This is a genomic window from Suilimivivens sp. (assembly GCF_037359455.1).
Classification (GTDB): Bacteria; Bacillota; Clostridia; order Lachnospirales; family Lachnospiraceae; genus Suilimivivens; species Suilimivivens aceti.
The window spans coordinates 36,299-48,489 of sequence record NZ_JAXXXI010000059.1 but is presented as its reverse complement, the minus strand read 5'-3'; the positions used below and the strand labels follow the sequence as shown (position 1 = coordinate 48,489).

At 45.5% G+C, this 12,191-nt stretch carries 10 protein-coding genes; all 10 read right to left on the bottom strand.

The annotated features are described in order from the left end of the window. Nucleotides 1-215 precede the first annotated feature (215 nt). The 10 genes from WJQ40_RS13565 to WJQ40_RS13520 all read right to left on the bottom strand — a co-directional run bounded on the left by WJQ40_RS13565 (nt 216) and on the right by WJQ40_RS13520 (nt 12,186). Complete coding sequence (locus WJQ40_RS13565; protein WP_262574450.1) at nt 216-470, bottom strand: DUF6171 family protein; 255 nt, start codon at nt 468-470, stop codon at nt 216-218. Next, entirely contained in the window at nt 470-1,978 is a 1,509-nt protein-coding gene (locus tag WJQ40_RS13560; protein ID WP_337540844.1) for an alpha-L-arabinofuranosidase C-terminal domain-containing protein, read from the bottom strand. Before WJQ40_RS13560 ends, WJQ40_RS13565 begins: the two co-directional genes overlap by 1 nt. 25 nt (nt 1,979-2,003) lie before the next feature. Further along, nucleotides 2,004-4,595 (bottom strand): beta-galactosidase, encoded by a 2,592-nt coding sequence (locus WJQ40_RS13555; protein ID WP_337404783.1) that lies wholly within the window; start codon nt 4,593-4,595, stop codon nt 2,004-2,006. Between the two features lie 17 nt (nt 4,596-4,612). Beyond that, on the bottom strand, nt 4,613-5,431 hold the full coding sequence (locus WJQ40_RS13550) for a carbohydrate ABC transporter permease (protein WP_337540842.1): 819 nt from the start codon (nt 5,429-5,431) through the stop codon (nt 4,613-4,615). 15 nt (nt 5,432-5,446) lie between these two features. Next, nucleotides 5,447-6,352, bottom strand: a complete 906-nt coding sequence (locus tag WJQ40_RS13545) for a sugar ABC transporter permease (protein ID WP_337404785.1) — start codon at nt 6,350-6,352, stop codon at nt 5,447-5,449. Nucleotides 6,353-6,371: 19 nt separating this feature from the next. Continuing rightward, nucleotides 6,372-7,721: a sugar ABC transporter substrate-binding protein gene (locus WJQ40_RS13540; protein ID WP_337404787.1), complete on the bottom strand. Its 1,350-nt coding sequence runs from the start codon at nt 7,719-7,721 to the stop codon at nt 6,372-6,374. Between the two features lie 235 nt (nt 7,722-7,956). After that, nucleotides 7,957-8,664: a response regulator transcription factor gene (locus WJQ40_RS13535; protein ID WP_337404788.1), complete on the bottom strand. Its 708-nt coding sequence runs from the start codon at nt 8,662-8,664 to the stop codon at nt 7,957-7,959. Next, nucleotides 8,654-10,129 (bottom strand): HAMP domain-containing sensor histidine kinase, encoded by a 1,476-nt coding sequence (locus tag WJQ40_RS13530; RefSeq protein WP_337540841.1) that lies wholly within the window; start codon nt 10,127-10,129, stop codon nt 8,654-8,656. The genes WJQ40_RS13535 and WJQ40_RS13530 overlap by 11 nt, the downstream gene beginning before the upstream one ends. A gap of 130 nt (nt 10,130-10,259) precedes the next feature. Further along, nucleotides 10,260-11,624, bottom strand: a complete 1,365-nt coding sequence (locus WJQ40_RS13525) for an FAD-dependent oxidoreductase (protein ID WP_337404791.1) — start codon at nt 11,622-11,624, stop codon at nt 10,260-10,262. Next, nucleotides 11,602-12,186 carry a hypothetical protein gene (locus WJQ40_RS13520; protein WP_337404793.1) on the bottom strand — a complete coding sequence of 195 codons (585 nt, stop codon included), beginning with the start codon at nt 12,184-12,186 and terminating at the stop codon, nt 11,602-11,604. Before WJQ40_RS13520 ends, WJQ40_RS13525 begins: the two co-directional genes overlap by 23 nt. Between the last annotated feature and the right edge of the window lie 5 nt (nt 12,187-12,191).

Genomic DNA, 12,191 nt, shown 5'->3' with positions numbered 1-12,191 from the left:
TTTCACAATACCGGATTCCCTGTAGTCAATATTTTACACTACGCCGATATGGAAAGTCAATGTCAGTGCTGGCGGGGCATCCCAAGACTTTTTTCTCTTCCTATGCCCCGTCTACTGCTCTTCCCTGACTTTTTCTTGAGGTTTTTCCTTCCTGACGGGGCATCCCTGCCTTTTTTCTCTTCCTATGCCCCGTCTACTGCTCTTCCTGGATTTTCTCACCACTTCCCATGGATATCCGGGCAATGGTTCTTCCTGATGGCTGCCCGCATTTCCACAAAGCACCCACAGATCCGGCACATACCGTTCAGCAGGTGGTCACACTCTTTACAGAAGGAAAGCCTCTCTTCATAAAGAGAATCTTCCGCTTTGATCTCCGGATCAAGCTGTCTGATATATTCATACATATTGTCAAAATAGGAGGCGTCCGGCATATCCTTTGCCAGACACCTCCTGCATATTCTCTGTTCCATTATGCTCTGATCTCAATCTGTACCACACTGCATGCCGGAAGCTCTACTGTAAGGTCTCCTTCCTCCGTGATCCGATAACCTGTAAAGTCCTCTTCCTTCACGCAGTCCGGCTCATCGAAGGTATTATGCGCTGTCATGGCTCCTGTCAGGATTCTCGCCTTTATCTGTGAGATCTTCTTATCCATGAACTGCACTGTTACTGTATCGGCTTCCTCTGAGGAAAGGTTTCCAAGCGTGATCAGGATATTGCCCTCTGCATCCATGGAAACGGATTCGCTGATATGAGGCACCTTATCCTCTCCTTCTCCGACCATTTCTGTAGTCAGGGTACTGTCCAGAAGCTCGCTCTCCTGATGACCACGGAACATATGGAATACATAGTAGGTCGGAGTCAGTACCATCTTGGCGCCCTCTGTCAGGATCACTGACTGCAGTACATTGACAAGCTGTGCAATGTTGGCCATCTTCACACGATCACAGTGCTTGTTGAAAATGTTCAGGGAAAGGCAGGCTACCAGTGCATCCCTCATGGTATTCTGCTGATAAAGGAAACCCGGATTGGTTCCCGGCTCCACATCAAACCAACATCCCCATTCATCGATCATCATGCCGACCTTTTTCTCCGGATCATAGCAGTCCATGATATCGCCATGCTTTTTGATCAGCTCTTCCATCTTCTCTGCCTTGGCTAGTGTCTTATACCACTCCCCCGTGGTAAATTCTGTGGCACTTCCCTTATGATCCCAGTCTGATCCCGGCACTGTATAATAATGTAGGGAAAGGCCATCCATATAGCCGTGAAGATGCGGCGGTGTATGGTCAAAGGCTGTTTCCAGCACTTCCTTTGTCCAGTGGTAATCAGCTGCATTTGCTCCGCAGCAGATCTTCCCTGTCTCACCCTTTCCCGAATAGTCCCTAAGGAAGGTCTGGTATCTGCGGTAAAGATTGCCGTAATACTGCGGTGTCATATTGCCGCCACAACCCCAGTTCTCATTGCCTACGCCGAAATAATCTACCTTCCAGGGCTTCTCCCGGCCGTTTTCCCTCCGGAGGTCTGCCATAGGTGATACACCGTCAAAGGTCATATACTCAAACCACTCTGACATTTCCTGCACGGTGCCGCTTCCCACATTTCCATTGATATAGGTCTTACAGCCAAGCTGTTCACAAAGCTCCATAAACTCATGAGTACCAAAGCTGTTATCCTCCAGCACGCCACCCCAGTTCGTATTGATCATTTTCTTGCGGCTCTCTTTGGGACCAATACCGTCCTTCCAGTGGTATTCATCCGCAAAGCAGCCTCCCGGCCAGCGGAGTACCGGAATCTTCATTTCTTTCAGAGCTTCCACCACATCTGTCCGCATTCCGTTTTTATTCGGAATCTCAGAATTTTCTCCCACATAGATCCCTTCATAGATGCACCTTCCCAGATGCTCTGAAAAATGTCCGTAGAGCTCAGCATTGATCTTTCCAAGCTTCTTTGTTTCGTTAATAACCAGCTTTGCCATCCTCTTCTCCTCTCGAAACTGCCTGTCAGTCCTTCTGCAGACTGTTGTATTCTGCCATCCGGAGATCCTCTAACACCGGTCTTTCCCCGGTAGCCTGGCACCATATGGTCACATCACCGCACCATTCACCACACAGATAAACCACATCCCGGTTTCCACCGGCAACCACAGGCATATTTTCCTCCTGCAGCAGGATCCTTCCTGCTACGTGTCCACCTGCATATACCGTCAGTTTCAGATCCTTTCCCTTAAAGAACAGCTTTACTTCTTTCTTGTCTGTCTGCATCTGCAGCTTCAGGAAACGATTTTCCCCCTTCTGCAGCCTGAGTGGAAGCTCGACATTCCTGAAGACCTTCGCAGCCTGAGGCAAAAGCTCACTATAGGTACACTCTTTAATCGTTCTGCCTCCCAAAAGTGTCACTCTGCCTGCCAGATCTGTATAGTATCTACGAAGGATCCTGATCGTCAGCTCTATCCGCCCGCTTCCGGCAAAAGCGCTTAAATCCACATACGGGTCATCCTTCTGCACCATAGAAACCAGAAAATTATTGACATAAACAGCGATCAAGCAATCTGCCTTCTCAAAATGCAAGAACAGAGCATCCTCGTCCTTATCTGAAACAACAAATCTTGAGTAAATGGTTTTCAGCGGAGATACTGCACGGATATAGCCATCGATCCCCATAATTGTATTATACGGGGAATGTCTGAAAAAGCAAGTTTCTGAAAATGCTCCATCATCCAGGTCAAACAGCCAGCTTTCACTAATATCTTCCCTTCTGGTAATCCTCATCAGTTTTGAAATTCCCTTTAAAGAGCCCATCTGCAGACTCTTACACCGGATATCATCAAAATTACTGTGTCCCCAGATTTCTGTCTGTAGCTGCACCTCTCCTTTTTTTAAAAAACTGCGCAGACAGTTTCCATTAGAATACAGGGTTTCACAGCTTTCCTGATTGCGGATCGTCAGCAGATCTGCAGCTCCTGCAATCAGGTATTCACCATCTGCAGCGAGTGTCACATCATAGCATCCAATACCCCGATACTGCCCAAGGCTTTCCATAGGCGCAATTTCTGCTTTTCTGCTATTCTCTTTAGTAAGCTGTGCCTCTCCAACATACAAGGTAACTTCTTCTCCGTCATCCCTCTGTTCTTCCGGCAGACAGGCGAGATCCGGAAGTCCCGGAATCCTTGCAGCTCCCATATGTTCCCCGGAACCTGCCACAAAATCAACAGCTCCATAGGAAAAAACAATCTCCTCTTTTCCCATCTCTTTCTGGATCCGACAACTTCCCTCTGCTCCGTCAAGAAGACAGTCCAAAAGACCTTCTCCATAAAGACATACCTTTATACGATCCTTCTGCTGGCTGATCCATCCGATCTCATAATTGCTGTGTCGGATCACACATTCCTCGCCAATGTGAAAATTCCAGGGAAGAAGTCTTGTTTCAAGAGGCTTCATATCTACCATAAAGCTGTCTTTTTCTGTCTGAACGGTAATCATCTGCTTCCGCTCCAGATCAGAAAGCTCCATCAATTCCCCTTCCTTCAGCTTCAGAAAAGGTACCTTCCTGTTTATCTGTCCTTCCGACTGCACAGAAACCTCCGAATGAAATCCTGGCTTCGCTGTGGCAAGAGACTCTCCAAGACTTCTGATAAGTCCTGCCAGAAGACGGGCCTGATAGATCTGCTCATTGCATTCCCCTGCTGAACCGATCATGGAACGGAAATCATAATCAGAAGCCATCAAGGCTACCGGATTTTCTTCTGTCCCCCAGTTAGTAATTCCATTATAAAAATCCATGGTTGATCCGGCAGTCTGGTTATAAGGGCTTAAGAGCTTTGCCCCACATGCCAGAAGCCGCTTCAGATAACTATGCTCTCTGTTAGTTTCCGTCACCAGGAATGGCATACTTCTTTCCTGTACGGCATGATACAGATGAATTGCCCTTTCCTCAAGATCCGGATTTTTCCCATCAGAATATACATTATATGCCGTATAGAGGTCTGGTGTCAGACCACCTCCGCGGAGCAGATCATTCTGTCCGCAACAATAGAAAAGTGGTACAGTCATGCCAAATTCTTCTGCCATCTTTTTCAGCTTTTCCATATAACTGACAGGACTTGTGCAGCAATAAAAATCCAGTTCATTTTCGATCTGCATACAGATGATCGTTCCCTGCTGTCCGATCTGGTACTTTGAAAGCACTGGCAGGATATGCGCATACCAGTTTCGCATTTCAGATAGAAATCCTGGATCATCCTGTCTGACTGCAACCTTTTTCTCCGAAAGCCACGCAGGAATTGCACCGCCATCCCATTCGGAGCAGATATATGGTCCTGGGCGTGCGATAACAAACAGCTCATTTTCTGCTGCCAGCTTTAGAAAGCTCTCTACATCCTTATTTCCTTCAAAATCCCAGACATCTGGTGCTGTTTCATGATAATTCCAGGGAAAGTACACATCAATAGCTTGATAACCTGCTGTTTTCAGCAGCTTCATCCTGTCATTCCACCGCTCCCTCGGGATCCGGAAATAAAACAGGGAGGATGCCAGTAATGTCTGATATTTTCCATTAATATAAATTCCATTCTGATCTAATCTGATCGCTTCCATAAAAAATCCTTTCCTTCTTAGCCTTTCAGTCCGCTGTGAACCATTCCGTTTGTGATCTGCTTTTCAAATACCAGAAATATGATCAGGATTGGGATCAACGCACACACTGTTCCTGCCATTATAACGGTATACTGCATAGTATGCTCTGACTGGAAAAATTTAAGGCCAAGCTGAATCGTATATTTCTCTTTTGTATTCAGATAGATCAGCGGTGCCATATAGTCATTCCATACCTGTATAAACGTAAATATGATCAATGTTGCCAGCGCCGGTTTTGCCTGTGGCAGCATGATCTGTGCGAAGGTCCTTCCCTCACTGGCTCCATCGATCCTCGCTGCCTCCACCAGCTCATCCGGTACTGTCATAAAAAACTGCCGGAGCAGGAAAATACCGAAAGCGCTGGCAAGCTGTCCCAGGATCAGCGCCAGATGAGTATCTGTCAGATGCAGCTTACTGATGATCTGATACTGTGGAATCATGATCGTATTCCATGGCACCATCATAGTTGCCAGATAAAGCCCAAATACTATATTCCTTCCGGTAAATTTCATCTTTGCAAAGGCATAAGCTGCCATTGCACTGATAATAACCTGACCCGCCGTAGCAAATACCGCAACAAAAGCTGTATTTTTGTAAAAGGTCAGAAATGGCTCTTCTGTCCACACCTTCACATAATTACTGAAATTTACAGGATCCGGGATCCATTCGATCGGTGTTGTAAACACCTGACTGTCGAATTTGAATGAAGTCGATATCATCCACAGAAACGGAAAGATCATGGCAAAGGACAGAAGGAACATTAATGCATAAAATATTACATTTTTTGCTTTTTTCATCGTATTCTCTCCTCCTTAGTCATAATTTACCCAGTGCTTCTGCGCAACAAACTGGATGATAGTGATCACAAGGATCACTGCAAACAGGAAATAAGAGATTGCAGACGCATATCCCATATGCATACTCTTGAAGCCTTCATAGTAAATCCTGTATGCCAGCACATTCGTACTCATACCGGGGCCTCCGTCCGTCATGACACTGACCAGATCAAATACCTGGAAAGAGTTGATCGTAACCAGGATCAGATTCAGGAATATGGTCGGACTGATCAACGGAAGTGTGATCCTGAAATACTGCTGCAGCTTACCGGCTCCGTCAAGCGCCGCCGCTTCATACAGGGAATCCGGCACATTCTGCAGTCCTGCCAGAAAAATCATCATATAGTAGCCACAGTTTTTCCAGACAGATACGATGATCACAGCATACAGTGCCCACGTAGTAGATGCCAGCCACTGGGGAGGATTACTGATGCCAAGCTGCCCCAGTACAGTATTTAAAGGGCCTCCCTGTGGATTAAAGATCATCTTCCAGATGACCGCTACGGACACCATTGATGAAATGTATGGCAGGAAAAATGCAATCCGGAAAAACTTCCGGAATCGCATTAGTCTGTTTAATAAGCTCGCCAGTATCAGAGATACCAGCATCGTCAGGACAGAAAACCATACGGCGTAAATGCAGTTATTTTTAACAGATACTTTAAAATACCGGTCTGAGAACATCTTGATGTAATTCTGCAGTCCGATGAACTGGTAATCTTTCGACAGCCCTGTATAATCTGTCAGGCTGTACCAGAATCCAAGCACAATAGGCAGAAACATAAACAGGAAGAACACGATCAGGCTTGGAAGGATAAATCCCCAGCCAACCAGATTCTGTTTCAGCCTGCGTCTGCTCTTTTTGACAGCTTGCTTTGCCATATGGCTTCCCTCCTTATCTTTAGTTCATCACTTCTGCTCTTCTCTCTTCGAAGTTCTTTAATCCGTCTTCCAGAGACTGCTCACCGAGCAGGTACAGTTCTCTTTCTTCCTTTTCAATAGTCTGAAGCTCTGTATATTCAGGGATCATCAGTGTTTCGGAAATCTTGGACGGATTCAGGATATTAGCTGCTCCGGATACACCGATTGCTTCTTCAAATACTGCTGTAATATCATCATCAATATAAGCAGGGATTGCTCCTGCTGCTGCGATATATTTTGCTGCTTCTTTTCCAGCCATATAGGAAATAAATTCAAAGGCTGCTTCCTGCTTTTCAGAAGATGCATTGATACCGATGAAGGTACTTACCCCACCGATAGTAACCGGATCGTCTGTCTTTGCAGGCTGGGGAACAGTTGCAATACCAAGTTCAAAATTGTCTGCAATTGTAGGATCGTTCTTTAACATGGTCAGTACATCACTGATAGACCATTCTCCGCCGGGATACATATAGCACTTGCCGGAACAGAAAAAGTTGATTCCATCGGTACCGCTGCTCACCATATCAGAATAGCTCATATGGGAATTGTCTGTGTTATACATCCTGTTTTCCAGCTCCCACCAGTCCTGAAGCGCGCTCAAGTCATCATCTGCAAAGTTGGAGCCTTCCTGAAGTGTAATATAAGCACAGTTATTCCAGTCAGGAATATAACCGCCATAGATTCTATCAGCGCCTGTGCCTTCCGATAACTCTGCTGCCAGATCTGCATATTCATCCCATGTCAGGTTATCAGGATAAGCAACTCCTTTTGCATCAAACATTTTCTTGTTATAGAAAAGTCCATAAGCAGATGCTCTGTAAGGAAGTCCGTAAAATTTGTCATCTACTTTGGTGTCTGCAAATCCGGTTCCATAAATGGAAATATCCATGCCACTGTCATTGATCATCTGGGAAATATCTGTCAGATTTCCACTCTTTGCCAAATTACTTAACAGGGAAGTGGATCTCATATTGAACACATCAATATCATTATCTCCAGCCAGCATAGTCATAAGCTTATCATCGTACTCATCACTGCTTACCTGTGTCATCTTTACCGTTACATTTTCACTGGATGCATTGAATGCATCTACCATCTGCTGCAGATAGTCACCTTCACTCCAAGAATAATAGTGAATCTCTACCTTGTCCTGTCCGCCTGCAGTGTCTGCTTCTGCGGTTTCTGCTACAGTGTCTGTTTCTGCTGCTGATGAATCCTGTGTAGCAGTGTCTTCTGCTGTGGTACCTCCATTGTCCGATGAGCCACAGCCTGCCAGCAGACCAAGTCCCATGGTGCATGCCAGAATACAAGAGATTATTTTCTTTTTCATGTAATGTCCTCCTTTTTTGCCTTTCCTTCTCTTTGTTTATCAGATGACCCCATTCTATCAGGGTAACCCTTCCCTCGAAAGTCTATCATTCTTACCTTTTTACCGTCTTCTGCGAAAAGATTAGAGAATCTAATTTTTTTCCGTCAGAATGCACAAACCGCCTCTGCATGCTCTGCAGAAGCGGTTTTCATCAGCCGGATAATCTGTTTGATCATCCATTTACAGACATGGTACATCAGCTTTCATCCTGTCTGCTTTTGATCTTGTCCATATAATAGAAATATCCGCTCTGCTCTACCTGTGACAAAACGTCCTCTATATTTTTCTGTTTCATCTTTTTCACAATGTTGCGGATATGTGTCTTCATCGTCACCGGCTCAATAAAACGTTCCCGGCAGATTTCCTTCTGATCCTTACCCTCATGCAGTGCCTCCAGGATATTTCTCTCTGTATCCGTCAGAAGCTGTACCAGATAGATCGTATAGATCAGACTGTCCTCATTATTCTTGATCCGTTTAAACTCTTTCCGCAGCTTCTTTGCTACCTGCGGACGGATCACCGATTTCTCATAGTAAGCATCCTTTACGCAGGAAACCATGGCTGCCGGTGTAGCTGTCTTCAGCACATAATCACAGGCTCCTGCCTGAAAAGCCGCATAAATCATCTCATCATCCTCATAAACCGTCAGAATTACGATCTTGATCTTCGGAAACTCCCGCAGGATCTGGCTGGTCGCTGTGATCCCGGCGTACTTGCTTTCCATTTCAATATCCATCAGGATCACATCCGGCTGCAACATGGCACTTTTCATGATCGCCTGATACCCGTCATGTGCAGTCGCCACTACCTCAATTTCCTCTGACTGTGAAAGAACTGTCTCATATTTCCTGCAAAGTGACTCCATATCATCTACAATCATTACTCTTATCTTTTTATTTTCCATCTGACACTTCTCCTATCAAAGGCAGATAAATATGGAACTCTGCTCCCAGTTCCCCATTTTCTGCCGTAATTCTTCCTCTGTGGCTGATAATGATCCTTCTGCAGAAGGACAGTCCGATTCCCCAGTTCTGTTTCGTTGATTTCGTGGATACAAAAGGATTAAACAACCGGTTACTGATACTTTCTGAAAGCCCGGGACCTGTATCCTTTATGATGATCTCCACTTCCTCATCATAAACCTTAAGCTCCACGAAAACCTTCTTTTCACCAAGACTTTCCTCCATCGCCTCCATGGCATTGCAGAAAATATTCCGAAAAACCTCCTTCATATAACCTGGATCCAGAAAGGCTTCCGCCTTTTTCGATGGTTTTTCGTACAAGATCTGACAACCCGCCTTCTCCATCATTGCTTTGTTTTCTTCCACTGCGCTTTGGATCACTTCTGCCAAATTCTGTCTAGACTGATTCAATACGATCCGGTTACTGTTCTTCTGCAGCTCATTCAGTCTGTCATATACCTCCTGACAGGATTTTTGGATATTTTCAAGCTCTTTGGCAGGTTCCTTCTCCTTTGCCAAAAGAGCCTCTGCCTCTGCCATGATCCCAAGCAGTTCATTCTTCACATAATGGCTGAATGCCCTGGTGGAAATTTCTGATGAAGCAATAATACTGGAAAAAACATATTCCTCCTTGGATACTCTCTCCCACATCAGTTGATACCGGTACATATTGTAAAACAGGATGATCAAGAATAACAGGATCAGCCAAATCACCGCTCTCATACCACCCACATATGGTGCCATTTTCAGGGAGTGATAGGAAATATAGCCTGTTGATCTGGACATCCACAGGAAGGAATCCGGCAGGGAAAAGAACATATAGAAATACAGCCCCACCAGACTGATCTGTGTCAGGAAAATGGCACGCTTTACCCTGAGAAGTTCCGGTATCTGTTTCTTACGGAGATCAGACAGAAAAATAAAACCACATCCCATAATCAGCATCAGGAAATTTCCGATCACAGTAGCATAATGAAATCCACCGTAAATTTTCCGGAAGATCCGGGGATCCGGCAGAAATCCCATTTCCCCGAAATAGAGTAAGCGCTGGAATACCGTATTATAGACAACTGCCTGCAGGAGTAGATAAACACTGGCTGCGACCAGAAGCCCTCTTCTTCTCTTTTTCTCCTTTGCGGAACTGATCTGCCAGATAAGCATGAAATTTCCAAACAGAAATGCAAGGCTGCACAGGTTCATGCCATTGACCAGTGCCCCTTTTGATATATGCAGATAAATCAGCTTTCCATACAGCTCCTTGCTGATGTTGAAATACTGATTGATCATATTGTCATAATTATTGTCCTTGGCCATAAAGATCATAGAGCACAGTGTTACCCCGATAAAAGAAGCAAACAGGATCAGTAACGGCACCAGAGCTTCCCGGACATTTGTTTTTTCTTTCATAGCTGCTCCCTCTTCCTGTCCGTATTATAGCAAAAACCCGAGTGTTTCTGCAGTGGAACTTTTCTCCTCCCTGCAAAACAAAAATAAGTATTTGCACAAAACACGGCAAATACTTATTTCCTGTCCTTCTTTATCCTGTATAATCCTGAAGAAAAGCTCCATTTTCCTTAAGGGCTTTCCGGAGCTTCTCCGTATCCAGACCGTTAGCCGCCTCGCCCTCACGGACACTCTGAGCGGCTGCTGTACCTGCAGCCTGTCCCATTGCCATGACGATCGGTGTTACTCTCACTGCCGCACAGGCTTCGTGGGTTGCGCTTAAGCACCTGCCGGCCACGATCAGATTCTTTATCTTCTCTGTTACCAGAGATCTGTATGGTATCGAATACCAGCTCCCCGGCTTCAGAAACCGGTGCTTCATGGTTGCTCCGTCAGGTGAATGGATATCTATCGGATATCCTCCCATGGCAATGGCATCAGGAAACATCTTATTTTCCACCAGATCCTCTGCCTTCAGCTTGTAGATGCCATCAATTTTACGGCTCTCACGGATCCCGATACTCGGACCGGTGCATTCCAGTCTGCAGTTTTCAAAGCCCGGAATATATCTCCGCATGAAGGCTACGATTTCCTGCGCCTGTTTTCTTCCTTCGATCTCAGCCTCTGTCAGTTCGAAAGGATCAATGGCTGATTTTCTGATAATACGCGACATATTCAGAATAAACTCACCTCTGTTGTTCGTTTCAAAACAGAGTACCATGTCCCTGTCCACATGAAACTCCCCTTTGCTTTTGGCTGCTTTTATCAGAGAATAAGCGCCCTGAATTCCCGTTCTTGGAATTTCCTCCAGTCTGTCAAAGGGAATCGTAGAAAGCATATCATCCCGATGATTCTTTACAAATTCCATGACCCTTTCCCGGTCTACATTCGCTACTTTGATATTCATTGTCATAGGCTGCGCCAGATGATCCGCTTCCCGTCCATATACACTGCTGATCCCTGCATGTGTTGCCAGATCTGCATCCGCACTGCAGTCCAGAAATACCCTTCCCTTTACAGAGAAAAAGCCATTCTTTGCATATAGCTGTACCTCCGTGATCTCTCCGTCCTCTACTGTACATCCGGTGTATGTGGTATGATATAGCAGCTCTGCCCCTGCTTCCTGCACAATGGTTTCCAGTACCAGTTTCATTCCTTCTGCATCAAAGGGTGTAATGCTGCTGGCATACCCGACGAAATCTTCCATATGCCCCTGAGACATTCTAAGTTCCTGCAGCCTTTCTACAATTTCTTCCGGAATGCCTTTTATAACCTGCGTTGTCCCTGCATGGAATGTCATCTGAGGTCCGACCCCACAGCCTGTCAGTGATCCGCCAAGATAGCCATTCTGTTCCACAAGCAGTGTCTTCATTCCCTGCCTCGCTGCTGCAACAGCTGCCACAGCACCTGCCGGTCCCCCGCCAATGATCACAACATCATAATTCAGATTCTCCTTCATCTATGCTTCTTCCTTTCTCCTGCTGATACCACAGATCATAATAAGTCCTCGCAAAACCGTGGGCTCCTATTTCAGACAATGCATGAATCCCTGTTTTTCCAATTACTATTTTCCCAAACCTGACCATAGGCACCTGATATTCCCTGCTGGTCAGACCAAGCTTTGTAACCTCCAGAAAATGAAAATACTCGTGGCTGAGGATCAAATTAACAGCCTGTTTATAAGTCAGCTTATTCTGCTCTGCCCACTTTTTTACTGAACGGACATACAGGTTGATACACTTTTTCCCGGAAATATAGTCACTGAAATATCTCTGTCCACCGACCACATAATCTATATCCTTTTCTACCAGCTTAAGACCGCTTTTCCGGACGATTTCCGCAAAATCCATATTTCCGTTTTCTTCAGCAAAAACCTTTTCTGCCGCCCTGCAGCCCTTCTGCCATGCCGATTCTACGATTACTGCCCGATCCTCTTCCTGTATTTTTGCATAACACATGTCATAGGTTAATTCCTGATCTGCCAGCTCTCTTCCAGGAAAAGGAAAATCAAACTGCTCCATTCATT

Excerpts from the sequence above, each read along its gene's own strand:
- WJQ40_RS13565 (WP_262574450.1), bottom strand. The coding sequence starts at position 470 with ATGGAACAGAGAATATGCAGGAGGTGTCTGGCAAAGGATATGCCGGAC.
- WJQ40_RS13560 (WP_337540844.1), bottom strand. The coding sequence starts at position 1,978 with ATGGCAAAGCTGGTTATTAACGAAACAAAGAAGCTTGGAAAGATCAAT.
- WJQ40_RS13555 (WP_337404783.1), bottom strand. The coding sequence starts at position 4,595 with ATGGAAGCGATCAGATTAGATCAGAATGGAATTTATATTAATGGAAAA.
- WJQ40_RS13550 (WP_337540842.1), bottom strand. The coding sequence starts at position 5,431 with ATGAAAAAAGCAAAAAATGTAATATTTTATGCATTAATGTTCCTTCTG.
- WJQ40_RS13545 (WP_337404785.1), bottom strand. The coding sequence starts at position 6,352 with ATGGCAAAGCAAGCTGTCAAAAAGAGCAGACGCAGGCTGAAACAGAAT.
- WJQ40_RS13540 (WP_337404787.1), bottom strand. The coding sequence starts at position 7,721 with ATGAAAAAGAAAATAATCTCTTGTATTCTGGCATGCACCATGGGACTT.
- WJQ40_RS13535 (WP_337404788.1), bottom strand. The coding sequence starts at position 8,664 with ATGGAAAATAAAAAGATAAGAGTAATGATTGTAGATGATATGGAGTCA.
- WJQ40_RS13530 (WP_337540841.1), bottom strand. The coding sequence starts at position 10,129 with ATGAAAGAAAAAACAAATGTCCGGGAAGCTCTGGTGCCGTTACTGATC.
- WJQ40_RS13525 (WP_337404791.1), bottom strand. The coding sequence starts at position 11,624 with ATGAAGGAGAATCTGAATTATGATGTTGTGATCATTGGCGGGGGACCG.
- WJQ40_RS13520 (WP_337404793.1), bottom strand. The coding sequence starts at position 12,186 with ATGGAGCAGTTTGATTTTCCTTTTCCTGGAAGAGAGCTGGCAGATCAG.